25 protein-coding genes, 1 rRNA gene and 1 other annotated feature (1 of these 27 cut by a window edge) are annotated in these 26,299 nt (G+C 50.6%); of the genes, 24 read left to right on the forward strand and 2 right to left on the reverse strand.

What is annotated here, in order from left to right; translation table 11 throughout:
* Positions 1-8 precede the first annotated feature (8 nt).
* A 5S ribosomal RNA gene (gene rrf / locus KJS57_RS23630) occupies positions 9-125 on the forward strand.
* 507 nt (positions 126-632) lie between these two features.
* On the opposite strand, the gene KJS57_RS23635 is transcribed toward rrf, so the two are convergent.
* On the reverse strand, positions 633-1,343 hold the full coding sequence (locus tag KJS57_RS23635) for an HAD family hydrolase (RefSeq protein WP_213656554.1): 711 nt from the start codon (positions 1,341-1,343) through the stop codon (positions 633-635).
* A gap of 351 nt (positions 1,344-1,694) precedes the next feature.
* Between KJS57_RS23635 and KJS57_RS23640 the strand changes: the two genes are divergently transcribed.
* From KJS57_RS23640 to pssA, 8 genes are all read left to right on the forward strand, one after another.
* Complete coding sequence (locus KJS57_RS23640; RefSeq protein ID WP_213656555.1) at positions 1,695-3,971, forward strand: Kelch repeat-containing protein; 2,277 nt, start codon at positions 1,695-1,697, stop codon at positions 3,969-3,971.
* 271 nt (positions 3,972-4,242) lie between these two features.
* On the forward strand, positions 4,243-4,701 hold the full coding sequence (locus KJS57_RS23645; protein WP_211025509.1) for a CtsR family transcriptional regulator: 459 nt from the start codon (positions 4,243-4,245) through the stop codon (positions 4,699-4,701).
* A 243-nt stretch (positions 4,702-4,944) separates the two neighbouring features.
* Entirely contained in the window at positions 4,945-5,469 is a 525-nt protein-coding gene (mcsA, locus tag KJS57_RS23650) for a protein-arginine kinase activator protein McsA (protein ID WP_211025510.1), read from the forward strand.
* Positions 5,470-5,481: 12 nt separating this feature from the next.
* On the forward strand, positions 5,482-6,540 hold the full coding sequence (gene mcsB, locus KJS57_RS23655; protein ID WP_211025511.1) for a protein-arginine kinase McsB: 1,059 nt from the start codon (positions 5,482-5,484) through the stop codon (positions 6,538-6,540).
* Positions 6,541-6,576: 36 nt separating this feature from the next.
* Positions 6,577-9,021, forward strand: coding sequence for an ATP-dependent protease ATP-binding subunit ClpC (gene clpC / locus KJS57_RS23660; protein WP_213656556.1), 2,445 nt, complete (start codon positions 6,577-6,579; stop codon positions 9,019-9,021).
* Positions 9,022-9,287: 266 nt separating this feature from the next.
* Positions 9,288-10,655, forward strand: coding sequence for a DNA repair protein RadA (gene radA, locus KJS57_RS23665; protein ID WP_211025513.1), 1,368 nt, complete (start codon positions 9,288-9,290; stop codon positions 10,653-10,655).
* 13 nt (positions 10,656-10,668) lie between these two features.
* Positions 10,669-11,745, forward strand: a complete 1,077-nt coding sequence (disA, locus tag KJS57_RS23670) for a DNA integrity scanning diadenylate cyclase DisA (RefSeq protein ID WP_211025633.1) — start codon at positions 10,669-10,671, stop codon at positions 11,743-11,745.
* A gap of 51 nt (positions 11,746-11,796) precedes the next feature.
* Positions 11,797-12,528 (forward strand): CDP-diacylglycerol--serine O-phosphatidyltransferase, encoded by a 732-nt coding sequence (gene pssA, locus KJS57_RS23675; RefSeq protein WP_211025514.1) that lies wholly within the window; start codon positions 11,797-11,799, stop codon positions 12,526-12,528.
* A 335-nt stretch (positions 12,529-12,863) separates the two neighbouring features.
* On the opposite strand, the gene KJS57_RS23680 is transcribed toward pssA, so the two are convergent.
* A complete protein-coding gene (locus KJS57_RS23680) occupies positions 12,864-13,259 on the reverse strand; it encodes a nucleoside triphosphate pyrophosphohydrolase family protein (RefSeq protein WP_211025516.1) in 396 nt (131 codons plus the stop codon).
* A gap of 205 nt (positions 13,260-13,464) precedes the next feature.
* Here KJS57_RS23680 and KJS57_RS23685 point away from each other — a divergent pair, with 205 nt between their 5' ends.
* The 15 genes from KJS57_RS23685 (at position 13,465) to rplA (ending at position 26,163) form a co-directional block, all read left to right on the forward strand.
* Entirely contained in the window at positions 13,465-14,553 is a 1,089-nt protein-coding gene (locus tag KJS57_RS23685; RefSeq protein ID WP_211025518.1) for a PIN/TRAM domain-containing protein, read from the forward strand.
* 95 nt (positions 14,554-14,648) lie between these two features.
* Positions 14,649-15,368, forward strand: coding sequence for a 2-C-methyl-D-erythritol 4-phosphate cytidylyltransferase (gene ispD, locus KJS57_RS23690; protein WP_213656557.1), 720 nt, complete (start codon positions 14,649-14,651; stop codon positions 15,366-15,368).
* A complete protein-coding gene (ispF, locus tag KJS57_RS23695) occupies positions 15,365-15,853 on the forward strand; it encodes a 2-C-methyl-D-erythritol 2,4-cyclodiphosphate synthase (RefSeq protein WP_211025522.1) in 489 nt (162 codons plus the stop codon). The genes ispD and ispF overlap by 4 nt, the downstream gene beginning before the upstream one ends.
* 29 nt (positions 15,854-15,882) lie before the next feature.
* Entirely contained in the window at positions 15,883-17,343 is a 1,461-nt protein-coding gene (gene gltX / locus KJS57_RS23700; protein WP_211025524.1) for a glutamate--tRNA ligase, read from the forward strand.
* Between the two features lie 677 nt (positions 17,344-18,020).
* The gene (gene cysE / locus KJS57_RS23705; RefSeq protein ID WP_211025526.1) at positions 18,021-18,677 is read left to right on the forward strand and encodes a serine O-acetyltransferase; all 657 of its coding nucleotides are present in this window, start codon (positions 18,021-18,023) and stop codon (positions 18,675-18,677) included.
* Positions 18,678-18,768: 91 nt separating this feature from the next.
* A complete protein-coding gene (cysS, locus tag KJS57_RS23710; RefSeq protein ID WP_211025528.1) occupies positions 18,769-20,178 on the forward strand; it encodes a cysteine--tRNA ligase in 1,410 nt (469 codons plus the stop codon).
* Between the two features lie 65 nt (positions 20,179-20,243).
* Entirely contained in the window at positions 20,244-20,717 is a 474-nt protein-coding gene (locus KJS57_RS23715) for a Mini-ribonuclease 3 (RefSeq protein WP_244861690.1), read from the forward strand.
* Positions 20,718-20,748: 31 nt separating this feature from the next.
* Positions 20,749-21,507, forward strand: a complete 759-nt coding sequence (gene rlmB / locus KJS57_RS23720) for a 23S rRNA (guanosine(2251)-2'-O)-methyltransferase RlmB (RefSeq protein WP_213656558.1) — start codon at positions 20,749-20,751, stop codon at positions 21,505-21,507.
* Positions 21,508-21,513: 6 nt separating this feature from the next.
* Positions 21,514-22,035, forward strand: a complete 522-nt coding sequence (locus KJS57_RS23725; RefSeq protein WP_211025532.1) for an NYN domain-containing protein — start codon at positions 21,514-21,516, stop codon at positions 22,033-22,035.
* 158 nt (positions 22,036-22,193) lie between these two features.
* Positions 22,194-22,847, forward strand: coding sequence for an RNA polymerase sporulation sigma factor SigH (gene sigH, locus KJS57_RS23730; RefSeq protein WP_373316857.1), 654 nt, complete (start codon positions 22,194-22,196; stop codon positions 22,845-22,847).
* Positions 22,848-23,842: 995 nt separating this feature from the next.
* On the forward strand, positions 23,843-23,992 hold the full coding sequence (gene rpmG / locus KJS57_RS23735; RefSeq protein ID WP_071784256.1) for a 50S ribosomal protein L33: 150 nt from the start codon (positions 23,843-23,845) through the stop codon (positions 23,990-23,992).
* Positions 23,993-24,013: 21 nt separating this feature from the next.
* Entirely contained in the window at positions 24,014-24,205 is a 192-nt protein-coding gene (gene secE / locus KJS57_RS23740; protein WP_211025536.1) for a preprotein translocase subunit SecE, read from the forward strand.
* Positions 24,206-24,228: 23 nt separating this feature from the next.
* Positions 24,229-24,762 (forward strand): transcription termination/antitermination protein NusG, encoded by a 534-nt coding sequence (gene nusG, locus KJS57_RS23745; RefSeq protein WP_044482538.1) that lies wholly within the window; start codon positions 24,229-24,231, stop codon positions 24,760-24,762.
* 71 nt (positions 24,763-24,833) lie between these two features.
* Positions 24,834-25,259 carry a 50S ribosomal protein L11 gene (rplK, locus tag KJS57_RS23750; protein WP_044482537.1) on the forward strand — a complete coding sequence of 142 codons (426 nt, stop codon included), beginning with the start codon at positions 24,834-24,836 and terminating at the stop codon, positions 25,257-25,259.
* 211 nt (positions 25,260-25,470) lie between these two features.
* Positions 25,471-26,163: a 50S ribosomal protein L1 gene (gene rplA, locus KJS57_RS23755; RefSeq protein WP_211025541.1), complete on the forward strand. Its 693-nt coding sequence runs from the start codon at positions 25,471-25,473 to the stop codon at positions 26,161-26,163.
* Positions 26,164-26,245: 82 nt separating this feature from the next.
* Positions 26,246-26,299 (forward strand) — a sequence feature (ribosomal protein L10 leader region) (it continues 98 nt past the right edge of the window).

The following is a 26,299-nucleotide window of genomic DNA, read 5'->3' on the forward strand; positions in this document are numbered from 1 at the left end:
TTGAACCGTTTGGTGGCGATGGCGGAGGGGTTCCACACGTACCCATCCCGAACACGACCGTTAAGCCCTCCAGCGCCGATGGTACTTGGACCGAAGGGTCCTGGGAGAGTAGGACGCCGCCAAGCAATGAAGAAGAGCACTGCCGATAACCTCGGCGGTGCTTTTTTTGTTATTTAGGACTATCTCTACAACAACTTAACTGTAAAACCTGCAGTTATTTTTGCAAGATAAGCTCATTCCAGACAAATAACTGTAAAACCTACAGTTATTTCTGCGGTTTCCACTCGGAATGGGCCAAATCCGGCGAAATAGCTGTAGTTTTTGCAGTTAATTTAGACCGGAAAGCTAATGGAGTAAAATTAGATGTAGGAAATACAGTTAATTATACATGGGGTAGGTGTTAAGGCACTATGCTACTAAGCTGAATTCAAATACTCTGATACATGGAGTAAGATGCCACCAAACAAAGAAGAAGAGCACTGCCGATCACCTCGGCAGTGCTCTTCTTCTATTCAAGACTATCGGATCAACAAATTAACTGTAGAAAATACAATTCTCAGAAGGCCGAATGTCTTGGCCACAAATTGCATCCACTTCTAAGCAAAGTGGCAATTTATCGCAAAGATCAATCATTAACCCAGCTCTAAAATACGCCTAAAATCTCCGTCCCAAATCTGATGTTTACAATCCACCGTTTCCGTCTCCGGGGAGCAATTGGAATGGTAGTAGCACGCATCCATGCCCATGCGATTGGCGCCCGCAATATCAGTAGTCGCGTCATTTCCGATCATAATGGCAGAAGTCAAATCAACATTAAACGTGTCGGCAAGATAGGTATAGAACAGCGGATCAGGCTTGCAAATCCCCGGATTGGAGGAGATGGCTATGCCATCAAAAAAGTCCGTAATGCCAAGGATGCGCATTTCCGCTTCCACAAAGGCCGTTTGTCCGTTAGATAATAAATAAATTTTCTTATTCCGATCTTTTAATGTGCTTAAAGTTTCTTTAACGCCATCATATAGTTTTAAGCTTCGTATAGAAAGTAATCTAAACCAACGCACCGTTTCATCGAGCCAGTTTTCTTCCGGATTGTATCCTAGTTCTGCAACGATATTTTTGAAAATCAATTGAATATCCAGCTCAGGAAATTCGCATTCAATAAGTGGGGTTGAAATTTGTCTTGTGACCTCTTTGCGATATTGGTCTTTCAATACATTTGGGTCTAGTGAATAACCGCTGTAAAGAAAATGGTAGCTAAGTCTTTCCCAAACCATAGGGTCTTCTTCATCCGTGTGAATATCGATTAATGTACCGTACAAATCGAAAATATAAGAATTATACATACCGTTAGCGCGATGCCTCCATTCAATAAAATATACGTGAAGAGTGAGTGAAAACGATTGCACAATTTACATAAACTAATTTTACCACGAAAAGCGGCAGATATAGATGAATTATTTAGTTCAATAAGAAATAAATCCGAAACCTATTTAATGTCAAAGGGAGTTGGCGATTAAGCCACTTATCCGTTTAGTGGAGTTGGGGAAGGGGGGAAACCTTCGACTTGTCCTAAGAAAATTAGAACTGATATCTAAAATTGTGAGTATCCCTTAACCGATAATAGTTATGAAGGCCTAGACTATAAGTCCTTTAAACAGCACAGCGAGTGCAACATGAGGGGGAAAACAGCCAAGATGAAACATAACAAATTTGCGAGAAGGACAATCGCAGCCGGTGTGGTTGCCGCTTTGATCGGAACACCGGCACCTATGAATTTCGTACATACTAATAAAGTAAGCGCAGCGGGAGAGATTCCTAAGATGTTCGCGGCGGCAACTGCAACGACGCCGTCCTCGGCGGCTTCGAGCATCGGAACCTTTAAAGCATTAAAGAGTTTTCCTGCTCCCAAAGCCGGTATAATCGATGCGGTTGTACTGAATAGTCAGGAGGTCTTGTTCCTGGCCTATGAAAATGAGAGCGCGAAGCTTTTCAAGTACAACACAGGTTCTGATAGCTGGCAGCAGGTTCAAGGATCCTCACTTAAGCTTCCCAAATCGTTTGCCCGTCTGCAGAACGGGAACATCGTTATATTAGGCGGTGTAGATAGCTCGGATGATCAGAGTACGCAAGCGGAATTGTATAATGTGCAAACCAATAAATTCAGCAAAATAGCCTCGATGCCGGGACCTCAGAGAGAGGGCGTGGTAATGAATGCTGTTACGCTCAAGAATGGTCACCTGCTTGTAATGGGTTCCTACCGGCTATACACGAAGAAATATCCTTATGTGTACGAATATAATCCGGACACGGACACCTGGACCGAACCGGTACAATTTTCTGATATGGGCAGGGAGCTATATATTACTCCGCAAGGCGATGCGCTCAGTTATGGCGCAGGTTTGGATGAGAACATATCGGCAGGCCAACTGTATAAGGCCGATACGGATAAGTTTTACTCCATTGCAACGATGCCTTACTTCACTAGCTTCCAGGCCCAAACGGCAATGGCTGACGGCCGGTTTTTCATGGCAGGCGGAGTGTTGCATGGCGGCAGGGGCAACGAACCGGTATCCGAAGCTGTAGTATATGATCCGGCTACAAATCTATGGAGTGATGTAGGCAATATGTCGACAGCCCGCTCCAATGCGGCAGCGGCGCTGCTGCCTGACGGAAAGGTGATCGTCGCAGGAGGAAGAGGCGGCAACAATACAGGCCAGCTGAACTCGACTGAAGTTTACGACCCGAAAACCAACAAGTGGACCAGGGGTCCGGTAATGAAGTACAAACATGAAAACCCGATATCGATTACAATGCCTAATGGCAATATTATTTTTATCGGAAAAGGCAGCGAGAATGGCATTAAGCCTATGGAAATGCTGCAAGCCGCCAAGACCTCAGATGGAGGAAACACCGGGACTTCGAATAAGGGAACGGTGTTTGAGGGGACTCTTGTCGCCACTAAGACACAGTTGAAGCAAGACGGCTGGACCTACAAAACCTTGTACTACAAAAATGTGAAGGCCAATTTCAGATGGAAGCTCGGAAATATGGAGTATACGCATCAGTATCTTGTTCGTCAGCAGGATGGAACAAACACGACGGAAATTGTGCTTACCGGCCGGTTTGATTTTGTGAAGCTGGATCAGGATGTAGTGTATTTCATTCAGGACAATTACTTGAAGAAATTAAAGCTCGGCGACACTTTCGGCGAGATGATCCCTTATCCGACAAAATACGGATTGGACACGGATTCGGCTTCTATCTTCCGTCGTAAAACTCAGCAAGGCGCGTCGCTTGATCTGGGGATGAGGGCTTTTGACGGGGAATATATATATGCTTGGGAACGTTCGAAACGGGATGCCTACGAAGAGTGGGGAATGCCGGTTCGTTACAAATATGACGGAAGCAGTCTGCAGGTTTTGAGCTATACGTATGGACGGAGCGCACAATTTTTCCCCGACAAGCTTGAATTGGCCGGCGACTATTTGCTATACACCACTTACCCGGATTCAAAAGAGAACAGGGAGGCTGTGAACAAAGGCTACATGCTGCATTCCCTCAAGAAGGACGGGACCTGGGAAAAGGACTTGGCCCGGATATACAGCTTTGATACGTATAAAGATAGAGTTTATTATGGTGATGCAAATGACGGAAAAGTGTATTCCGCGCTAGGCGACGGCAGTGACAAGAAATTGTTTGAGGCGGAAGGCTGGGGCGGGGATCGTTACTTTTTTGATAATTCGGTCATTTATGAAACCCCGGATAAAATCGTAAGGAACTCGATCGACGGTAAGCAGAAAAAGGTACTCAAGCAAAATACGGCCCGCTACAGCTATATGTTAGTTTCGGTAGATAGTAAGGCAATTGTCTTTGACAGACAGGACAATAACAAGTACGGGAAATGGGCAGGAACCTACAAAAAGGATCTCGCAACAGGTAAGGAAGTGCTGATTTCCGCGCCATCCAAATAAAGTGCTCTAAATGCAAAGTACACACGCCCTCGATTCATGATGAATCGGGGGTGTTTTTCACGTGTTTCGGTCCCTCTTGGCAAATCGGAAATTTGTGCTATAATAAAGTTAAAGTCAAAGAAAGTCAAAGTCAACATATCATGACCATCCCATATTCAAACCGGCGCATACGGTTAATACTATTCATACATGCGATGCTTTGTTTATATATAGCAGATCAGTTACATCGGTGGCGCGGTATGTTGGAGTAATGAGCAATGGAGGATGTGTGATGCGCAATATCTCCGATATTATTGAGAAATATCTCAAAAGCATTTTGCACGAAAGTCCCGAAGGGGCGATAGAAATTCAGCGTAATGATCTGGCCGATCAGTTTTCCTGCGTTCCTTCCCAGATTAACTATGTGATTAGCACAAGATTCACCCTGGAGAAGGGTTATCTGGTGGAGAGCAAACGCGGGGGCGGCGGTTATGTCCGAATTAGGCGGATCGAATTACCGGGCCCGACCACTTTGCATACGCACCTTCATCAGACGATTGGCGACGAAATCGGCCAGTCTGCGGCGGAGGGGCTGATTTATCAATTGGAAGAGGCCAGGTTTCTTAGCAGCCGAGAGGCTGCCCTAATGAGGGCGGCAGTATCCAGGGAAATACTGATGGTGAAGCTGCCGTACCGCGATCAGATCCGGGCGCGGCTGATGAAGGCGATGCTGATATCATTACTCGGTTAATGACCGGCACAGCCTCTTAAAATGCAAGTTCAAAAAGTCGGGTTTTCAGGACCGAGAAGGTTGGATGAAGCTAGGAACGGAGTAGCGGAGCGTACATGAGGTACGTGAGCAAGGGAAGGCCCGGGTGAATTCAAGATTCGACGTCGAATCCGCTTCATGATTTGCTTCGTCGTGGAAAGATGATTTGTTGAACAACATCTATAAGTATGTGTTGAGTCTATCCATAAGAGGAGGGACATCCCAATGCAATGCCAAGAGTGCGGCAAACGCCCAGCTACGCTTCATTTTACGAAGATCGTAAATGGGGAAAAGACGGAATTTCATATTTGTGAAGCTTGTGCCAGAGAAAAAGGGGAGATGATTCCCGGAACGACAGGCGGATTCTCCATTCATAATCTGCTGTCGGGACTGATGGATTTTCATCCTGGTATTCAGGGACATCCCAGCGCAGCTAAACAAAACGAGAACATCCGCTGTGAGGAGTGCGGTCTAACCTATTCCCAGTTCAGCAAGATCGGACGTTTTGGCTGCAGCTCTTGTTATAAATATTTTAATGACCGACTCGATCCGCTCTTCAAAAGAGTGCACGGCAACACGGTCCATGTGGGCAAAGTGCCGAAACGGGCGGGCAGTCATATCCAGGTACAGCGCAAGCTGGACGACCTCCGGCGAGAATTGCAGTACCGGATTGTTCAGGAAGAATTTGAGGAAGCGGCTGCGCTCCGGGACCAGATCCGTGAACTTGAAAAGAATATTCCCGCAGAGTAGGAGGAGAGTATCATGCCTAATCTTCGTTTTACAGAACAGCCGTTAAGCGAATGGATGAGCCAGGGCGGAAAGGAATCGGATATCGTCATCAGCACCCGGGTGCGGATCGCGCGTAACTTGATACATCATCCGTTTCCGATGCTGGCGACGAATCAACAGTCGGAAGAAGTGCTGGGTTTGTTGCGGGAAGTGCTGACGGATGAGCGGCTGCAGCAATACGGCATGCTCCACCCGGTTCTACTCGCCGATTTGGAGGAGCTGGACAAGAAGATTCTGGTCGAGAAGCATCTGATCAGTCCGAATCTGGCCGGAGAATCCCGAAAAGGCGCCGTCTTTATCAGTGAAGACGAAAGTTTGAGCATTATGGTGAACGAAGAAGACCATTTGAGAATTCAATGTTTATATCCCGGCTTTCAAGTGCAAGAAGCTTGGGATAAGGCGACCGAGATTGACGACATTTTCGAGGATCATGTAGATTATGCCTTTGATGGGAACCGGGGCTTTCTGACCAGCTGTCCAACCAACGTTGGTACGGGATTACGTGCCTCAGTCATGATGCATCTGCCGGCATTGGTGCTTACGCAGCAGATCAACCGGATATTATCCGCTGTATCCCAGGTAGGACTTACGGTGCGTGGCATATACGGCGAAGGCAGCGAAGCGATGGGGAACTTGTTTCAAATCTCAAATCAGATTACACTAGGACAAAGCGAAACGGAAATTATTGAGAATTTGTATGGTGTTGTCCTGCAGATTATCGAGCATGAGAAAAATGCCCGCGAAAGACTGCTGTCCGAATCGCGCTTGAGGATGATTGACCGTGTAATGCGTTCTTACGGGATTTTATCCCACGCTGCGATTATGGATTCGAAGGAAGCGGCTCAGCGGCTTTCCGACGTCCGGCTTGGCGTGGATATCGGTTTGATCGATGACGTTCCCGCAGGTGTGCTGAATGAGCTTAATGTCATGACGCAGCCTGGTTTTCTGCAGAAATTATTCGGCGAAAACTTATCGCCTGGCGAGCGGGATATGTACCGCGCCAAGCTGATTCGGGAAAAAGTGGGTAAATAACTGAAACGATAGATTTTATATGGAGGTGCAAACAATATGATGTTTGGAAGATTTACGGAACGTGCCCAGAAGGTGTTGGCCTTGGCCCAGGAAGAAGCAGTCAGACTAGGTCACAATAATATTGGTACTGAGCATATTTTGCTCGGATTGATCCGCGAAGGAGAAGGGATTGCCGCCAAAGCGCTGATCGGCCTTGGACTCGGACTCGAGAAAATTCAAGATGAAGTGGAAACCCTGATCGGCCGCGGACAAGAACAGCCGTCTAATATCGCCTATACGCCAAGAGCCAAAAAGGTTATTGAGCTGTCCATGGACGAAGCGCGCAAATTGGGTCATACCTATGTCGGTACCGAGCACATTTTGCTTGGCTTGATTCGGGAAGGTGAAGGGGTTGCGGCACGCGTGCTGAACAATCTCGGCATCAGCTTGAACAAAGCCCGCCAGCAAGTACTGCAGCTGCTTGGCAGCAGCGAAGCCGTATCAAGCCATCATGGAGCGCCTGCCAATGTCAATACACCGACGCTGGACAGCTTGGCCCGTGATTTGACGGCTTCCGCCAAGGAAGGGAATCTCGACCCGGTTATCGGACGCAGTAAAGAAATCGAGCGGGTTATCCAGGTGCTTAGCCGCCGGACCAAGAACAATCCGGTGCTCATCGGCGAACCCGGCGTCGGGAAAACGGCGATTGCCGAAGGCCTGGCGCAGAAGATCATCAACAATGAAATTCCGGAAACCCTCCGCGATAAAAGAGTTATGACCCTCGACATGGGGTCCGTTGTCGCCGGTACCAAATACCGCGGTGAATTTGAAGATCGCCTGAAAAAGATCATGGATGAAATCCGCCAAGCCGGAAATATCATCCTGTTCATCGACGAATTGCATACCTTGATTGGAGCGGGCGGTGCCGAAGGCGCCATCGACGCATCCAATATCCTGAAGCCTGCGCTCGCCCGGGGCGAATTGCAGTGCATCGGGGCCACGACGCTGGATGAGTACCGTAAATATATTGAAAAAGACGCCGCGCTGGAACGCCGGTTCCAGCCGATTACGGTAGATCAGCCGTCGGTTGATGAAGCGATTCAGATCCTGCACGGACTTCGTGACCGGTATGAAGCGCATCACCGCGTGAAGATTACCGACGAAGCGATTGAACAGGCCGTCAAGCTGTCCGACCGTTATATCCAGGACCGCTTCCTGCCGGACAAAGCGATTGACCTGATTGACGAAGCGGGCTCCAAAGTAAGGCTGAACTCCTATACGGTACCACCAAATTTGAAGCAGCTTGAAAACCGTCTGGACGACATCCGCAAGGAGAAAGACGCTGCGGTTCAGAGCCAGGAATTCGAAAAAGCGGCCGCGCTTCGCGATACCGAGCAGAAGATTCGCGAAGAGCTGGATGTAACGAAGAACCAATGGAAAGAAAAACAGGGCCGTACGGATTCCGAGGTAACTCCGGAGGATATCGCTCAGGTGGTAGCCAGCTGGACGGGAATCCCGGTTATCAAACTGAAAGAAGAAGAAACCGAGCGTTTGCTGAATATGGAACAAATCCTGCATGAGCGGGTAATCGGCCAAGACGAAGCCGTAAAAGCCGTCAGCCGGGCAATCCGCCGGGCACGTGCAGGCCTCAAGGATCCGAAGCGTCCGATGGGTTCGTTTATTTTCCTCGGTCCGACCGGGGTAGGTAAAACCGAGCTGGCAAGAGCACTCGCCGAATCGATGTTCGGCGACGAGAATGCCGTTATCCGCATCGACATGTCGGAGTACATGGAGAAGCACTCCACGGCCCGTCTGGTAGGTGCGCCTCCGGGATATGTAGGGTATGAGGAAGGCGGCCAATTGACCGAGAAAGTACGCCGCAAGCCTTATTCCGTAGTCCTGCTGGATGAAATCGAAAAAGCTCATCCGGAAGTATTCAACATCCTGCTGCAAGTGCTGGAAGACGGCCGGTTGACCGATTCCAAAGGCCGGGTAGTCGACTTCCGCAACACACTGATCATCCTGACCTCCAACGTAGGGGCGGAAGCGATCAAGCGGAATACACGCCTTGGTTTCACTGCCGTAGAGGATGCAGGCGCAGATTATGACAACATGAAGGGCAAAGTGATGGAAGAGCTCAAGAAGAGCTTCCGTCCGGAATTCTTGAACCGGATTGATGAAATCATCGTGTTCCACTCCTTGGAAGAAAGTCATATCGGTCAAATCGTGTCGCTCATGTCCGAGGAGCTGCGCAAGCGGCTGCGGGAGCATGAAGTGGACTTCATCCTCACCGATAAGGCCAAGGCCTTCCTTGCCAAAGAGGGCTTCGATCCGGCATACGGAGCGCGTCCGCTTCGCCGGGCGATCCAGAAGCATATCGAGGACCGTCTGTCCGAGGAATTGCTGACCGGCACTGTGAAGAAGGGAGATTCGCTCACGATCGACGAGGAGAACGGCGCGTTGACCGTAGAGAAATCGGGCCTTTTTTCAAAAAATGCTTAACTTGCGGTGAAGTCACTGTAAAAGAAACCGGTTAAATCCGATATATGTAGTAAGAGGCTCCCAAAGCGATGCTTTGGGAGCTTTTTACATAGAATGACCTACATAACGCAAGAAATGGAGCAAGTCGACACATAAGCAGGGAAAAGCCCGTTTTGACGGGAAAAAACTTTACGTTAATTCTGAAAGAATGGTAAACTTTTAATGGTACCTTTGTGGTGCGACCTGCAAGGTTTGTCAAATTTTGCAGTGTGGAGAAGGAGAGATAAATGGTTAAAGTAAAGACAAAGTTTTATTGTACCGAATGCGGATATGAATCGCCTAAATGGTATGGAAAATGCCCGGGATGCGGTTCTTGGAACACCATGGTGGAAGAAACGGAAAAAGTGGTCAAAACCCAAGGACTTACTTCAGGCTTATTTCATACGAAAGAAAAGCCGCTTCCGATCATAAATATAGAGAGCGGCCAGGAGCCGCGGATTCAAACGGGAATTGCCGAGTTAAACCGAGTTCTTGGCGGAGGCATCGTTCCCGGATCGCTGATCCTTGTAGGGGGGGACCCGGGGATCGGGAAATCCACGCTCTTGCTGCAGACCTCGCACGAAATGGCCAAAGCCGGACTTCGGGTGCTGTATATTTCCGGGGAGGAATCGACCCGGCAGACCAAGCTTCGGGCGGAACGGCTCGGTGCGCTCTCTCCCGAGCTGTACGTGTTGTGCGAAAGCAGCATGGATGGCATTGAGGAAGCGATCAATCAGGTGAAGCCGGATTTCCTGGTCATCGACTCGATTCAGACGGTGTATTTGCCGGAAGTGACGAGCGCGCCGGGAAGCGTGTCTCAGGTTCGCGAGTGCACGGCCCGCTTCATGCGGATCTCGAAGGGGCAGGGCATCGCCACGGTGCTGGTGGGCCACGTCACTAAAGAAGGAGCTATTGCAGGACCGCGTATGCTGGAGCATATGGTGGATTCGGTGCTTTATTTTGAAGGGGAACGCCATCATTCCTATCGTTTGCTCCGGGCGGTAAAGAACCGGTTCGGTTCGACTAACGAAATCGGCATTTTTGAAATGAATGAAGCCGGACTTGCGGAAGTAGCGAATCCTTCGGAACTGTTCCTGTCCGAGCGTCCGCTGGGCGTTGCGGGTTCTACGGTAGTAGCCTCCATGGAGGGAACCCGGCCGATGCTGGTCGAGCTTCAGGCGCTGGTCGCGTCCACGCAGTTCCCTTCGCCCCGAAGAATGGCGACAGGGGTGGATCATCACCGGATGAACCTGATCATCGCGGTGCTCGAGAAACGGATGGGGATGTTCCTGCAAAATCAGGACGCCTATGTAAACCTTGCCGGCGGCGTCAAACTTGACGAACCGGCCGTAGATTTGGCGATCGCCGTAAGCATCGCCTCCAGCTTCCGCGATCTGCCGACTAAGCCTTATGACGTATTTTTCGGCGAAGTCGGATTGACGGGCGAGGTCCGGGCGGTGTCCCGGGCGGAGCAGCGGGTGAAGGAAGCTGCCAAACTCGGATTTAAACGGGTCATTCTCCCCGAGAAGAGCATGAAAGGGTGGAAAGGACCGAAAGAAATACAATTAATCGGTGTGAATACCGTTGCAGATGCGCTAGCTGTTGCGTTAGATTAGGGGGCACTAAATGATGAAAGAAACAACCCAAGCGGAGAAAATGAACGATTTGCTTAGGCTCGTTGCACCGGGTACCGCTTTTCGTGACGGGCTCGAAAACGTACTTCGAGCCAAGACCGGCGGCCTCATAGTCGTCGGTTACAGTCCGGAAGTGATGGAAGTGGTCGAAGGCGGCTTTTCCATCAACTGTGACTTTTCGCCAAACTATTTATACGAACTCGCCAAAATGGACGGTGCCATTATTTTAAGCGAGGATTTGAAACGGATTTTATATGCCAATACCCAGCTCATTCCGGATTCCTCCATCTCCTCCGCGGAGACCGGGATCCGTCACCGTACGGCAGAGCGGGTTGCGAAGCAGACGGGTAAGCTCGTGGTATCGATCTCCCAGCGGCGGAACATCATTACGCTGTATCAAGGCGGCCTGCGCTATGCTCTGAAGGAAATCGGCGTAATCCTTACGAAAGCCAATCAGGCAATTCAAACGCTGGAGAAATATAGAGCGGTACTGAATCAGGCCCTCACCAACCTGACTGCTTCAGAGTTCGAAGAATTGGTTACAATACCGGAAGTCATCAATGTAATTCAACGCGTGGAGATGGTCATTCGCATCAAAATGGAGATCAAGCGGTTTATTAATGAGCTTGGTACCGAGGGACGGCTGATCAGCATGCAGATGGAAGAACTGGTCAGCAATATGGAGGAAGAGGCGTGGCTGCTGTATAAGGATTACGCGAAGGACGGCAGTGACGAGGCGATCCGTGAAATTATTCTCGGGCTCAAGCGTTCCAGTGACGACGAGCTGCTGGACGACAACCATATTACTCGTTTGCTCGGTTATCCGACTTCGGCGGCCGTCTCGGAGGATCTGGTTTCTCCACGCGGTTACCGCGTCCTGAACAAAATCCCGCGTCTTCCGAATGTGATCATCCACAACCTGGTGGAGCGTTTCCGGGAGCTTCCAAGCGTTCTGATGGCCACCATCGAAGAGCTGGATGAGGTCGACGGCATCGGCGAAGTGCGGGCCCGGGCGATTAAGGAAGGCTTGAAGCGTCTTCAGGAACAGGTGTTCATTGACAGACAAATTTAATTCTCCTACAATCAGATGATGATGTTAAGGATATCTATTTGAGGTGAAAAGATGATTACTAAATCAATTCCGAACCTGTTTACCTTAGGTAACCTGTTTCTCGGAATGCTGGCCATGATGCTCGCGCTTGACGGCAGATTCAGCTTGGCAGCGATTATGGTTATTGTCGCCATGCTGCTGGACGGTCTTGACGGACGGGTAGCCAGAGCTTTGAATTGTCAAAGCGAATTCGGCAAGCAGCTTGACTCGTTATCGGATATCATCTCCTTCGGCATTGCTCCGGCACTCATTATGTATTTAATTTCATTCCATGATCTGCCGCAAACCGGTCTTGTCTGGGTCGTTACCGCCATTTTTCCGATGTGCGGAGCGCTGAGACTGGCCAGATTCAATGTCCAGAAAGGAATCCCGGGTTACTTCATAGGTTTGCCAATTCCCGCCGCAGGTGGGGTTCTGGCTACTTTATCGCTGTTTCACAAGGACTTCTCTGCGCCTTATTTCATTATTTCGATGCTATTGCTGTCCTACCTGATGGTAAGCTCGGTCAAATATCCGAATTTCAAGAAGCTCGGGTTGCCGAGGAAAGCCGTAGCCATTACGCCGTTTGTCGTTATATTGGCTGTTGCGATTGCGGTCATGTTCCCGGAGCAGATTTCCAAACTGATCTTCGTCCCGCTGGTACTGTACGCGGGGTATGGTTTGAAACAGAACGTCGATAAGCTGCTGCGCCGTAAGCGCAGGGACGACGATGATTCCGAGCGGGCCTACCGTCCCAAACGTTAATAGAGGTTGTTCAAAAAGTCATCTTTCCACGACGAAGCAGATCATGAAGCGGATTCGACGTCGAATCTTGAATTCAGCCGGGCCTTCCGTTGCTCACGTACCTTATGAGCCAATGCTTACGAAGTCGTTTTCTACGAAAACGTTTAGCTCCGCTACTCAGTCCCTATCTTCATCCAACCTAAAGCGTTTTGTAAAAACGCGCTTCGGAAGCATACACTTCGGTCCTGAAAACCTGTCTTTTTGAACTCATACTAATAACAACCAAAGAAAAAGGCATTGCCTTCTGCAATTGTGCGGAAAGCGATGCCTTTTTTTGCGATCTTAAGTTCCTAATCTTAGGACATATTGAATAAGCCCAGGGTAGAGCATTTTTGCGATTCTTTTTCCAGCACTTCGTCGAGCTCGATGCCGAGCAGGTTGCAAAGCGCGGAAGTATAGAACAAGCTGCGTCCAAGTTCATTGCTGATTGCATCCCGGCAGTTTTCGCAGAGTTCTCCCCGGACGTGCTCATTAATTCTTTCCTTGGCCTGCTCCAGGCTCATGCCGGGTTCAAATTCCTGTTTGGTGGCATGAAGCTCCACACATCCGCATTCGGTAACCGCCTTGGTCACGGTGCGGACTGCAGCGGCATTAGTTTGTCCCATTTTAGACATGACATCCAGCAGACTGCGGTGACGGAGCAACAGTTCAGAAACTTGATCTTGAAAAGATTGAAGGCTCGGTGCGCTCATTTTCCATCCACCTCAATATTATGAATTGAGTTCATTATATGCCACCCTTTCCCTACTTATCAACCTGAAATCCCGCTCACTGCGGGTTCCTTCCGAATTTAATTCTTAAGAGGCCGACAAAAAAATTGCTTCCCCTCCGATTACGTCACCAAAAATTGGATCATACTGGATATTGATGATACATAATCAGGAGGTGAAGAGCGTCATGCTGAAAAAGAGTTTACTGATCGTATCCGGACTTTGCGGTGCATGGTTCGGTTATACCATGGAGGGCGTAGCGGGAGTGTTCCCTCAGCCGCTCAAGAGCTGGTTTGAAGGGATGAGTCCTCTGTTGGCCCAATTTATACTGGCGGCGGCGGGAGCGTGCCTGTTTTTGTTTTTCTTCTCGCTTGCGGCCGATGTCGTCTCTGTAAAGGTGAGACAATGGATCACGGCGCTGACACAAATCCCGATGAAGGACTTGGCGGCGGGAGCGGCCGGACTGACTGCAGGACTTCTTCTTTCTTTAATGGTCTATCCCGTTTTGTCCTGGTTTGGAACCCTGGAAGGCTTTGCCCAGTTTGCGATTTCCATGCTGCTCGGTTACATGGGCCTATACGTCGGATTGGAGAAAAAAGAGGAGCTGTCCTCCTTATGGATTTCAGGAAAATGGGGCAGCGGGAATCCCGAGGAAGAGCGGCGGCTTGAGGAACATAAGATTTTGGATACCAGCGTGATCATTGATGGGCGTATCGCCGACATTTGCAAAACAGGTTTCATCGAGGGAACAATCGTCATCCCGGAATTCGTGCTGGAGGAGCTTCAGCATATCGCCGATTCGTCCGACTTGCTGAAACGGAACCGCGGACGGCGGGGACTGGATATTTTGAACAAAATCCAGAAGGAACTCGATGTGAAGGTGATGATTTACGAAGGGGATTTCGAAGAGATCTCCGAAGTCGACAGCAAGCTGGTCAAGCTGGCCAAGGTGCTGCAGGGTAAAGTCGTAACCAATGATTTCAACCTGAACAAGGTGTGTGAATTACAGGGCGTCTCCGTGCTGAACATCAATGATCTCGCCAATGCGGTCAAGCCGGTCGTGCTTCCGGGCGAGGAAATCATGGTGCAGGTGATCAAGGACGGGAAGGAACACGGACAAGGCGTCGCCTATCTGGATGACGGCACCATGATCGTCGTTGAAGGCGGCCGTGACTTCATCGGCACCATCACTGAGGTGTTGGTAACGAGCGTACTGCAAACGTCCGCGGGCCGGATGATCTTCGCCAAACCGAAACTGTTGGAAAAAGCCCAGTAAATTCGGTATGATGGGAGATAAATGCGGGAACTAAAGACGGTGTATCGAACGACCGCAGAGTCCCGCTTACTATCTGGCAGGTGAGGCAAGAGATCATGAAAACGGAATCCGCCCCGGAAGTCGGGGTTATCGTGGTGGCAGCCGGTCGGGGAACGAGAATGGGCACGAAGGAGAGCAAGCAGTTTCTCTCTTTGAAGGGAAAGCCGATTATCGTTCATACGCTGGAAGTGTTTGACCGCCATCCGTTGATAGGTGAAATTGTGCTCGTCACCGGGGAGCAGGATGTGGATCGATGCCGCGCCTGGATCGCCGAGTACGGCATTGCGAAACAAGTGAAAGTAATACCGGGCGGCGCCGAGCGTCAGCATTCGGTATACCGGGGCCTGCTTAACATCGGGACACCCTGGGTACTGGTGCATGACGGCGTCCGCCCTTTTGTCACGAGCGGGCAGGTGACGTCCTGTTATGAGGCGGCCGTAGAGCATGGGGCTTCCATTCTCGCCGTTCCGGTGAAGGATACGGTGAAGCAGGTCGACGGGCAAGGACGGGTGACCGCGACGCCGGACCGCCGCAGCTTGTGGGCGATTCAGACTCCGCAGGCTTTTCGCCGATCCGATCTGCTGCGGGCTCATGAAGATGCCGAGACCGCAGGCTTTATCGGTACAGATGACGCGATGCTTGTTGAACGGCTGGGCATTCCCGTTAAAGTGACGGAAGGCGGGTACAGCAACATTAAGATTACTACGCCTGAGGATTTGGACTTTGCCGAAATTATCGCGAATAAGAAGGAATACAGGGGAGAGGACAAACTATGATCGCAGTTGGACAAGGATTTGATGTGCATCAGTTGGTGGAGGGAAGACCTTGTATCATTGGAGGGGTGACCCTTCCTTACGAAAAGGGACTGCTCGGGCATTCCGATGCCGACGTGTTACTCCATGCTGTGAGCGACGCCATTCTGGGCGCGCTGGCACTGGGAGATATCGGCCGGCACTTCCCGGATACGGATCCGGCCTTTAAGGATGCGGACAGCCTGGTGCTGCTGCGTCGGGTCTGGGCAATGGCGAAGGAGAGAGGATATCGCCTCGGCAATCTCGATGCGACAATCATCGCGCAGGCTCCAAAAATGGCGCCGTACATTCCGCAGATGGTCGAGGTAATTGCCGAAGCGCTCGAAGCCGATCCGCAGCGGGTGAATGTGAAGGCGACGACGACTGAGCATCTAGGGTTTACGGGCCGCGGCGAGGGCATTGCATCGCAATGTATTGTATGCCTGCTCTCGGATGTGCTATCATCTTAGGCGTTATTTTAAATCTGGAGGGGATTACTATGACAGAGGTTCGCGTGCGTTATGCGCCGAGTCCTACAGGGCATTTACATATCGGTAACGCCAGAACGGCGTTGTTCAATTATTTGTTTGCCAGACATCACGGAGGTAAATTCATCATCCGTATCGAGGATACCGACGTAAAGCGGAATGTGGCCGGCGGAGAAGAAAGCCAGCTCACCTATCTCAAATGGCTGGGCATGGATTGGGACGAAAGCGTCGACGTGGGCGGGGAGTATGGGCCTTACCGTCAGACAGAACGGCTGGACATCTACCGGACTTATTGGCAGGACCTGCTAGACCGCGGTTTGGCTTACCGGTGCTACTGCACGGAGGAAGAGCTGGAGCAAGAGCGCGAGGAGCAAACTGCGCGTGGGGAAATGCCGCGTTATTCCGGCAAACACCGCGATTTGACGCCGGAGCAATGCGCTGCGTTTGAAGCTGAAGGCCGTGTGGCAAGCATTCGTTTCCGGGTACCGGAAGGCCGCACCTACACCTTCGACGATCTTGTTAAAGGGCCGATCACGTTCGAATCCGACGTCAGCGGCGATTTTGTCATTGTGAAAAAAGACGGCATCCCAACCTACAATTTCGCCGTAGCGCTCGACGATCATCTCATGAAAATCAGCCATGTGCTGCGCGGAGAAGACCATGTGTCGAATACGCCGCGTCAATTGATGATCTATGAAGCTTTCGGCTGGGAGCCGCCGCGTTTCGGTCATATGACCCTGATCGTCGGCGACAACCATAAGAAGCTGAGCAAACGCGACGAATCCGTCATTCAGTTCATCGAACAATACGATAAGCTCGGCTATTTGCCTGAAGCTTTGTTTAACTTCATCGCCCTGCTGGGCTGGTCGCCCGAAGGGGAAGAGGAGATTTTCTCCAAGGACGAACTGATTTCGATTTTCGATGCGAACCGGCTGTCGCGCAGTCCTGCGGTTTTCGATAAGCATAAATTGGCTCACTTGAATAATCATTATATTAAAAATGCCGACCCGGATCTCATCGCCGCGCTTGCGATTCCGCATTTGCAGGCGGCGTCCCGTCTGCCTGAGGAATTGACGCCGGAACAGCAAGCCTGGGCCAAAACGCTGGTCGCCCTGTACCAGGAGCAAATGACGGCGGCATCCGACATCGTTGAATTGTCGGACCTGTTCTTCCGCACGCATCTGGAGCTGGATGCAGAGTCGGCCGCGATCCTGGCCGAGCCGCAAGTACCGGACGTGCTGAGCGCCTTCCTCGGCAAGGTGGAGGCCGCGGCGGAATTCACGCCGGAGCAAATGGCCGTCCTGATCAAGGAAGTACAGAAAGAAACCGGCGTAAAAGGAAAAGGTCTCTTTATGCCGATCCGCGTCGCGTTGACCGGTCAAACCCATGGCCGGGATTTGAACCAGACCATTTACCTGCTCGGCCGCGATCGCGTTATCGACCGGCTGAAGTCGCAAATCCGCGGCGCTTAGGTAGTTTTAAATCATTTATTGTGCGTATTCAAAAAGTCGGGTTTTCAGGACCGAAGTGTATGCTTCCGAAGTGCGTTTTTACAAAACGCTTTAGGTTGGATGAAGATAGGGACTGAGTAGCGGAGCTAAACGTTTTCGTAGAAAACGACTTCGTAAGCATTGGCTCATAAGGTACGTGAGCAACGGAAGGCCCGGCTGAATTCAAGATTCGACGTCGAATCCTCATCCTTATCTGCTTCGTCATGGAAAGATGACTTTTTGAACAACCTCTTATTGTCAGTTTTGTGGACTATCATGTAAGATAGAGGCATCGGCATAGAACGGGAGAAGTACGTTATAGCGTCAGTATTGTCCAGAGAAGATAACCGGTAAGCGGGTACACCCGCTTTGTGGCTGAGAGTTATCTCAATACGCGCGGCGGAAATGCACCCGGGAGCCGCAGATTCGAGCGAGGCCGTGAGGCCCGGTAGATTCTGCCGTATCGTCCGCGTTAAGGACCTCATGAGGGATTAAGCCAAGGCTTTAAGGCCGGCTTGTATCCGAAGCAGAGTGGAACCACGCATCAGGCGTCTCTGCAGCGAAAGCTGCGGGGGCGCTTTTTTGGCATATTCATCAGGCAACTTGGCATCCATTGACCGTAGTGAGGCGTAAGCAGCAGATTGAGGGGGATAACGCTTATGTTCAAAAGAATGAGGTCCGATATTCAGGCGGTGTTTGAGAATGACCCGGCTGCCAGAAGCTGGTTCGAGGTGGTTTTTACCTATTCCGGTTTGCATGCGATATGGAGCCATCGGGTCGCCCATGTTTTTTACCGGCGGCGCTGGTTTACGCTGGCTCGGATCGTCTCGCAGGTCAGCCGCTTTTTTACCGGCATCGAAATTCATCCCGGAGCACGGATCGGTAACCGGTTGTTCATCGACCACGGGATGGGCGTGGTGATCGGGGAAACCTGCGAAATCGGCGATGACGTTGTCATTTATCAAGGCGTTACGCTGGGCGGCAGCGGGAAGGAGAAGGGCAAACGGCATCCGACGATCGGCAATAACGTGGTCATCGGGTCGGGGGCGAAAATATTGGGTTCTTTTACGATAGGGGATCAATGCAATATTGGCGCAAACTCTGTAGTCCTCAAAGAAGTGCCTGCGGGCAGCACGGTAGTCGGCATCCCGGGCAAAGTGGTCCGCCAGGGCGGCAAGCGGCTGGATCGTTTGAGCCATCAACTGCCGGATCCGGTAGTCGATGCGATGCGCTCGCTTCAACAGGAGATCGAGCAGCTGCAAAGCGAAGTACAAAGCCTGAGAAAAGAACTGCCGGAAAAGCAGACAGCGGAGTAGAACAACAAAATCAATCTGCAATAAACTGTCTATGTTAGAATGATTCACGGTTAAAATAGAACAGAACCTTAAATGTGAAAGGATCGAGAGTATGGCGCTGCAAATTTACAACACGCTTACCCGAATGAAGGAACAATTTGTGACCCAGGAGCCGGGGAAGGCTTCGGTTTATGTGTGCGGACCGACCGTATACGGTTATATTCATATTGGAAACGCACGTCCGATGATTTTTTTCGATGTCGTGCGCAGTTATTTGGAGAATCAGAAATATGATGTGAATTTCGTAGTCAATTTCACAGATGTCGACGACAAGCTGATCCGCAAAGCGGAGGAAATGGACCTGTCGGTACCGGAGGTAGCCTCGATGTTTATCGACGCCTATTACGAGGATCTGGAAGGGCTCGGCATTCCTCGCGCCACGTCCAATCCCCGGGTCACCGAAAATATGGACATCATCATCGAGTTTATCCGCGACCTGGAAAGCAAAGGCTATGCTTACGAGAAGGGCGGGGACGTCTTTTTCCGGACGGGAAAATTCGAAGGCTATGGCAAGCTGTCGGGGCAAAATATCGGCGAGCTTCAGTTCGGTATCCGGATCGATGTGGATGAGCGGAAAGAAAATCCGGAGGATTTCGTGCTGTGGAAAGCCGCCAAGCCGGGTGAAATCCACTGGGATAGCCCGTGGGGTCCTGGGCGGCCCGGATGGCATATCGAGTGCTCGGCCATGTCCCGCCATCTGCTCGGGGACACGCTGGACATTCACGGCGGCGGCCAGGATTTGCAGTTCCCGCACCATGAGTGCGAGGTAGCCCAGTCCGAAGCAGTTACGGGCAAGCCGCTGGCGAGCTATTGGATGCATAACGGATATATTAATATCGGCGGGGAAAAAATGTCAAAGTCGCTCGGAAACGGGGTGCTGGTGAAGGATCTCCGGTCCAAGTACAAGCGTGAAGCGATCCGTTATTTCATGCTGACTACCCATTACCGCAATCCGCTGAATTTCACGGACGAATCGATGATGCAGGCGGAGCGCGGCGTGGAGCGGATCGCCAACGCGCTGGGCAATTTACGTTACCGGCTGCAGGAGTCGGCTGGAAGCGGGGAAGGTACGGCGGTGACGAAGGAATGGGAGCGTAAGTTGCAGGACATTCGCACTGCATTCCATACGAAAATGCAAGATGATTTTAATACGCCGGATGCGATTACGGCGGTGTTTGAGTGGGTAAGTGAAGTGAACGGCCTGCTGCAGAGCAGTGAGGTGTCTCACGCCGATCTGGAAGCGGCGCTGACCCTGTTCGAGGAGATGAACGGCGTGCTGCGGATTGCCGCCGAAGAAGAGCAGGAGCTGCTCGACGAGGAGATCGAGGCGCTGATCGAAGAGCGTACGGAAGCGCGGAAGTCGAAGAACTGGGCCCGTGCCGACGAGATCCGCGATCTGCTGCAGGAGCAGGGCATCCTGCTGGAAGATACGCCGCAAGGCATGAGATGGCGGCGCAAATGACGGGCCCGGAAGCAAACGGCAGCCCGTTGCCGCGCAGCGGACAGAACGCCGAAGAGCCCGCCGGCATGACCGGGCGGGCGCCTGAGGGCGCTGCCGCTGCGCCTGGCGCAGCCCCTGCGGCGCTCTGGTTCCCGGAGCCGCCGTCCAAGCCGGCCCGGCTCCTGCCGCCGCTCGCACTCGCGTACATCGGCGACGCCGTCTTCGAGGTCGCCGTCCGCCAGCATGTGATCGCCCGGCCGAATCTCCGGCCGCACCACCTGCACCGGCTGTCGACGAAATACGTCTCCGCCAAAGCCCAGGCCGGGCTGCTGGCCCTGCTGGAGCCGCAGCTGACCGAGGAAGAGCGGGACGTTGTGCGGCAAGGCCGCAACGCCAAATCCGGCACCATTCCCAAAAATGCGAATGTGCTGGATTACCGTCATGCTACCGCGTTCGAAAGCCTGATCGGCTTTCTGTACTATACCGGGGCGCATGACCGCTTGCGCAGCTTGATTGCGCAAGGCTTCGAACAATATGATCATGAACTTGAAGGGATTTAGATCCCTGAATTTATAAACCCAGGAGGATTATATGGAGGACCAAGAATGGATCGCCGGGAAGCACTCGCTGCTTGAAGCGCTCAGAGCCGGACGCACGATCAATAAAATATGGGTAGCCGAAGGCGCCCAAAAACATCTGACCCAACCGATAGTGACGGAGGCCAAAAACCGGGGAATTATCGTTCAATTCGTGGACAAGCGGAAGCTGGACCAAATGGCCCCGGGTTTGCAGCATCAGGGCGTTGTAGCCCAGGCGGCGCCATACGCCTACGTTGAGGTTGAAGATCTGCTTGCAAGAGCTGCCGAACGGGGTGAAGCGCCGTTCCTGCTCGTGCTGGACGAAATTGAGGATCCGCATAATCTGGGTTCGATCTTGCGGACTGCGGAATGTACGGGAGTTCATGGGGTGATTATCCCTAAACGGCGCTCCGCCGCAGTCACCGCGACCGTATCCAAGACCTCGGCCGGGGCGGTCGAATATGTCCCTGTAGCCCGAGTGACAAATCTGGTACAGACGATGGAGCAGCTTAAGGAAGGCGGCGTCTGGGTCGTCGGTACCGATGTCGCCGCTAAGGATGAAATTTATAGCGGCAGCAGCGGCAATATTTTTACCGGTCCGGTGGCGATCGTGATCGGGAATGAAAATAAGGGAATGGGCCGCCTGGTCCGGGAGACCTGCGATGTGCTGCTGAAGCTTCCGATGAACGGACAGCTGAATTCCCTGAACGCCTCGGTTGCCGCGGGCGTTGTGATGTATGAAGTGCTTCGCAGACGCCGCGCCGAGGGCTAGAGTTCTATGCGCGACACGCGCGATTGTCTCCTGGTAGACGGATACAATATGATCGGCGGGTGGCCCGAGCTCGCCTCCTTGTCCAAGAACGATCTGGAGGAGGCCCGGGACCGTTTGTTGGCCAGGCTGGCCGACTACCAAGCCTTTTCGGGGAGAAAGGTGATCGTCGTCTTTGATGCTTACCGGGTACCCGGACTCGGCAAGTCATTCGCCCAATATAAAGTCGATATCCATTTCACCAAAGAAAAAGAGACGGCGGATGAATGCATTGAACGTCTGGTCGGGGAATTGACGAATCGCCGCAGGCAGATTTATGTCGCTACAAGCGATATGGTGGAGCAGCATGTCATATTCGGGCAGGGAGCGCTACGGGTTTCGGCGCGCGAATTGCTGACCCAAGTGGAGCAAAGCGAGAAGGAAATCCAGGTGAGATTGCAGGAACGCAGCAGCAACTCCAGCAGGAACACGATTGACGGAAAGCTGAGTCCTGAAGTGAGAAAAATGTTCGAACGATGGCGCAGGGAATGAAAGTGCATTCTGTGGTTTTGCTCCCAAATACTCTTGACAAAGTTCGACTTTACATCTTTTGGTACTTTTTCGGTTGACGCTAATATGCGCCATCATATATACTGTTCGTATTACTTGACTGAGTGACGGGGCACCGTGCGTTGCAGCCGGAGGGATTTGTGGTGAGTGTCAACCTGGAGACGTGGATAAGGCTAGATTATGAGGTCCAAAATGACGAAGACATTGTCGAAGCCGTCCGCAACGGTGACAGTGAAGCGCTTGAGTACTTGATTAACAAGTACCGCAGTTTTGTGCGTGCCAAAGCTAGATCCTATTTCCTGATCGGTGCCGACCGTGAGGATATTATTCAGGAAGGCATGATCGGCCTTTATAAATCGATCCGGGACTTTCGGGGGGATAAGCTCGCTTCGTTCAAAGCGTTTGCCGAGCTGTGCATTACACGTCAGATTATAACGGCAATCAAGACGGCGACCCGCCAGAAGCATATTCCGCTCAATTCTTATGTCTCATTGGACAAGCCAATTTATGATGAGGATTCCGATCGGACGCTCTTGGATGTCATTTGCGGCTCCCGGGTATGTGATCCGGAAGAATTGATCATTAATCAAGAGGAATTTGTCGGACTTGAAGATAAAATGTCTGAAATACTCAGTGACCTGGAACGCAAGGTGTTGATGCTGTACCTGGATGGGCGCTCATATCAGGAAATTGCGGTCGATTTAAACCGGCATGTGAAATCCATCGACAATGCGTTGCAAAGAGTGAAACGCAAGCTGGAACGTTATCTGGAAGTGCGCGACGGAGGCATTTGAACTTATAGTTGAAATTATACGGAACATAGAGGGAGGACGGATCAGCCGTCGCCCTTTTTTGCTGTTTAATGGATGTTTGAATTTGTATTTGAATTTTTAATTGTGAATTTTGAATTTGAGATTGCGACTGTAGTTGTGATTTGTAATTGTAATTGTAATTGTAATTGTAATTGTAATTGTGATTGTGATTGTGTTTTTGTGGGCATAGGGCTTGCACATTTGAGGCTTGTGTATGGTGTATGGTGTATGGTGTGTGCGTATTGCGTATTTTGTATTGCGTTATGCGTATTGTGTATTGCGTATTGCGTATTTCAGTATTTGTTTATTAGTGCTTCTGTGTTTGTAAGCTTGTGTACTCCTTTTCCAATCGCTAACTTCTAACGGACACGAGAGACCTTATTCCACGTTAAATGTAACGTTTAGGAAACTAACGGACACCACGGCCCTTAAAGCAGGATGAATTGCTGTTTTCGTAAGAAAATAGTGGAGTTAAGAGCTACTGTGTCCGTTAGTATGGAAAACAAGGTGTTTTGGGTGACTTAAGGTCTCCTGTGTCCGTTAAAAAGTATTTTCCGCGCGCGCATTATCATTATATTGATCGACCAAACCATCCCGTCATCAGGTAGTCCAGGCGAGGTGGCTTACCTCCAGGAGGAGCATCAACCGACGCAACTCGAAGCCCGCACCCCTGCATATTTCTGGAGTACGACTACACGTTTGAAAAGAAGCTGTATTTGCGTTTAACCTATTAAAAGCTGTGCCATACTAGAAAGATACGCATTCGAATCCAGAACCTGCTCCAGCTGACAATTTCCAGATTCAAGAGTCATTCAGGAATTACCTCAATTTAACGAAGAGAGAAGCTTGTCTCGCTCGTTGACACGGGTAGGGCCATGTGATAAAGTGTTTTAGGTAGGCCTAAATTTGTGTTTTTCATTTTTAGGTTTAAACAATAAGACTTTCTCATAAAGGAATGTCTTCGGGAGGTGCACATCATGCGGGTAATTATTACGTTGGCTTGTACGAACTGCAAACAAAGAAACTACACGACAACGAAAAACAAGCGTAACCACCCCGACCGCATGGAGATGAAGAAATTTTGCAAGTTTTGCAACGAGCAAGTTCCTCATCGCGAAACCAGATAGTCTTTGGAGGTGTAGTCGCGCATGAAACGAAGTTTCAAGTCGTTGATCTCTTTTTTCTCTGAAAGCTGGGCAGAGCTTAAAAAGGTTCGCTGGCCTAATCGTAAAGAGCTGACCAATTATACGCTGATTGTGCTGGGTACAATTGCAGTTGTCGCGATTTATTTTTGGGTACTTGATATCGGCATCTCTGCTGTGATCGAAGCGATAATTTAAGAAGGGTCCATAGGTGGCTTGATATGGAAAAAAGATGGTACGTAGTTCATACCTATTCCGGGTATGAGAACAAAGTCAAAGCCAATTTGGAGAAGCGCGTCGAGTCCATGGGCATGGAAGACAAGATTTTCCGCGTTCTTGTTCCTATGGAAGAAGAAGTGGTAAACAAAGACGGTAAGAAGAAGACCGTCATGCGTAAAGTTTACCCGGGATATGTCTTGGTAGAAATGATCCAAACCGACGACTCTTGGTATGTTGTTCGCAACACGCCGGGCGTTACTGGATTTGTCGGCTCCACGGGATCGGGTTCCAAACCTACGCCTCTGCTCCCTGAAGAAGTGGAACAGATTTTGCAGCATATGGGCATGGAAGAACCGAAACCGGTTATCGAGTTCGACTTGAAAGAATCCGTACGCATCAAGGTTGGCCCGTTTGCCAATTTTGTCGGATCCATCGAAGAAATTCTGGTCGACAAGAGCAAGCTCAAGGTTCACGTCAACATGTTTGGACGAGAAACCCCGCTTGAACTGGATTACACTCAAGTGGAAAAGATATAGGTTTCTTAGGGTTTCACGTGGGAGGGGCATTGCGCTCCGTCTACCACTATTAGGGCAAGGAGGTGTTTTACATGGCGAAAAAGGTTATCAAAGTGGTAAAACTGCAAATTCCTGCAGGGAAAGCGAATCCTGCGCCTCCGGTAGGTCCAGCTTTGGGTCAAGCAGGTGTCAACATCATGGCATTCTGTAAAGAATTCAACGCTCGTACTGCCGATCAAGCAGGTTTGATCATTCCAGTTGAGATTTCGGTGTTTGAAGACCGTTCTTTTACATTCATCACCAAAACTCCTCCGGCAGCTGTTCTGCTTCGCGTTGCTGCGAAGATCGAGAAGGGTTCCGGCGAACCAAACAAGAAAAAAGTGGCTACCGTGAAACGCGACGTTGTTCGTCAAATCGCGGAGCAAAAAATGCCTGACCTTAACGCAGCTTCCGTTGAATCGGCAATGCGCATGGTAGAAGGTACTGCTCGTAGCATGGGCATCACGATCCAAGACTAATTCTTGGCGCGTAAAACAACTGAGTTGCTAAACAACCTAGAAACGACATCAAGACTTTTGCAACAGAAGTTGCCTCTGAAAAAATAAGCTCACCTTCGGGTAGCTCATCTTTTCAGAGACCGGATGAAAATTATATTGCGTAATGCATAATCCTGATTTTCATCCTCAGTGGGAGGATATTCCGCTAATACCACAAAGGAGGAACAATTTCATGGCTAAACACGGTAAAAAATACCTTGAAGCCGCTAAGCTGATCGACAGCGAAGCGACATATGAGCCTTCAGAAGCCGTTGAACTGGTGAAAAAGGCAGCGACTGCGAAATTCGACGAAACCGTTGAAGCAGCAGTTCGTTTGGGCGTAGACCCTCGTAAACAAGACCAAGCCGTTCGTGGTGTCGTTGTCCTGCCTCATGGCACGGGTAAAACGCAACGCGTTCTGGTATTCGCCAAAGGCGAGAAAGTTAAGGAAGCGGAAGCTGCCGGCGCTGACTTCGTAGGCGATCAAGACATGATCAACAAAATCCAACAAGGCTGGTTCGAATTCGATGTCTGCGTAGCGACACCGGATATGATGAGTGAAGTTGGTAAACTCGGCCGTCTGCTCGGTGGTAAAGGCCTCATGCCTAACCCTAAAGCAGGTACAGTTACGTTTGACGTAGCTAAAGCCGTTCAAGAAATCAAAGCGGGTAAAATCGAGTACCGTCTGGACAAAGCAGGTCAAATCCATGCGCCAATCGGAAAAGTATCTTTCTCTTCCGAACAACTCAATGAGAACCTCAAAGCTCTCATCGACGCATTGAACCGGGCTAAACCGGCTGCTGCCAAGGGCGTGTATTTGAAAAACATCGCGATTTCTTCGACGATGGGCCCTAGCGCTCGTGTTAATACAACTGTTTACAGATAATACCGCTCGCCTCGGTGAGTAATGGGATTGACATCGAGTGAATCTCTTGGTAAACTAAACAAGTTGTTTTTGATACGACAATTCAATTTGAATATGCTTACCGTAGACAGTAGGTGCCTTAGTGCTTAATTTCCTA

The sequence above is a fragment of the Paenibacillus vini genome (genome assembly GCF_018403325.1).
GTDB classification, from domain to species: Bacteria; Bacillota; Bacilli; order Paenibacillales; family Paenibacillaceae; genus Fontibacillus; species Fontibacillus vini.

Excerpts from the sequence above, each read along its gene's own strand:
- rlmB (WP_213656558.1), top strand. The coding sequence starts at position 20,749 with ATGGAGGACCAAGAATGGATCGCCGGGAAGCACTCGCTGCTTGAAGCG.
- nusG (WP_044482538.1), top strand. The coding sequence starts at position 24,229 with ATGGAAAAAAGATGGTACGTAGTTCATACCTATTCCGGGTATGAGAAC.
- rplK (WP_044482537.1), top strand. The coding sequence starts at position 24,834 with ATGGCGAAAAAGGTTATCAAAGTGGTAAAACTGCAAATTCCTGCAGGG.
- cysS (WP_211025528.1), top strand. The coding sequence starts at position 18,769 with ATGGCGCTGCAAATTTACAACACGCTTACCCGAATGAAGGAACAATTT.
- KJS57_RS23715 (WP_244861690.1), top strand. The coding sequence starts at position 20,244 with ATGACCGGGCGGGCGCCTGAGGGCGCTGCCGCTGCGCCTGGCGCAGCC.
- KJS57_RS23680 (WP_211025516.1), bottom strand. The coding sequence starts at position 13,259 with ATGAGCGCACCGAGCCTTCAATCTTTTCAAGATCAAGTTTCTGAACTG.
- KJS57_RS23645 (WP_211025509.1), top strand. The coding sequence starts at position 4,243 with ATGCGCAATATCTCCGATATTATTGAGAAATATCTCAAAAGCATTTTG.
- rplA (WP_211025541.1), top strand. The coding sequence starts at position 25,471 with ATGGCTAAACACGGTAAAAAATACCTTGAAGCCGCTAAGCTGATCGAC.
- ispD (WP_213656557.1), top strand. The coding sequence starts at position 14,649 with ATGAAAACGGAATCCGCCCCGGAAGTCGGGGTTATCGTGGTGGCAGCC.
- secE (WP_211025536.1), top strand. The coding sequence starts at position 24,014 with ATGAAACGAAGTTTCAAGTCGTTGATCTCTTTTTTCTCTGAAAGCTGG.
- disA (WP_211025633.1), top strand. The coding sequence starts at position 10,669 with ATGAAAGAAACAACCCAAGCGGAGAAAATGAACGATTTGCTTAGGCTC.
- radA (WP_211025513.1), top strand. The coding sequence starts at position 9,288 with ATGGTTAAAGTAAAGACAAAGTTTTATTGTACCGAATGCGGATATGAA.
- rpmG (WP_071784256.1), top strand. The coding sequence starts at position 23,843 with ATGCGGGTAATTATTACGTTGGCTTGTACGAACTGCAAACAAAGAAAC.
- clpC (WP_213656556.1), top strand. The coding sequence starts at position 6,577 with ATGATGTTTGGAAGATTTACGGAACGTGCCCAGAAGGTGTTGGCCTTG.
- mcsB (WP_211025511.1), top strand. The coding sequence starts at position 5,482 with ATGCCTAATCTTCGTTTTACAGAACAGCCGTTAAGCGAATGGATGAGC.
- ispF (WP_211025522.1), top strand. The coding sequence starts at position 15,365 with ATGATCGCAGTTGGACAAGGATTTGATGTGCATCAGTTGGTGGAGGGA.
- KJS57_RS23640 (WP_213656555.1), top strand. The coding sequence starts at position 1,695 with ATGAAACATAACAAATTTGCGAGAAGGACAATCGCAGCCGGTGTGGTT.
- mcsA (WP_211025510.1), top strand. The coding sequence starts at position 4,945 with ATGCAATGCCAAGAGTGCGGCAAACGCCCAGCTACGCTTCATTTTACG.
- KJS57_RS23685 (WP_211025518.1), top strand. The coding sequence starts at position 13,465 with ATGCTGAAAAAGAGTTTACTGATCGTATCCGGACTTTGCGGTGCATGG.
- pssA (WP_211025514.1), top strand. The coding sequence starts at position 11,797 with ATGATTACTAAATCAATTCCGAACCTGTTTACCTTAGGTAACCTGTTT.
- KJS57_RS23725 (WP_211025532.1), top strand. The coding sequence starts at position 21,514 with ATGCGCGACACGCGCGATTGTCTCCTGGTAGACGGATACAATATGATC.
- KJS57_RS23635 (WP_213656554.1), bottom strand. The coding sequence starts at position 1,343 with ATGTATAATTCTTATATTTTCGATTTGTACGGTACATTAATCGATATT.
- gltX (WP_211025524.1), top strand. The coding sequence starts at position 15,883 with ATGACAGAGGTTCGCGTGCGTTATGCGCCGAGTCCTACAGGGCATTTA.
- cysE (WP_211025526.1), top strand. The coding sequence starts at position 18,021 with ATGTTCAAAAGAATGAGGTCCGATATTCAGGCGGTGTTTGAGAATGAC.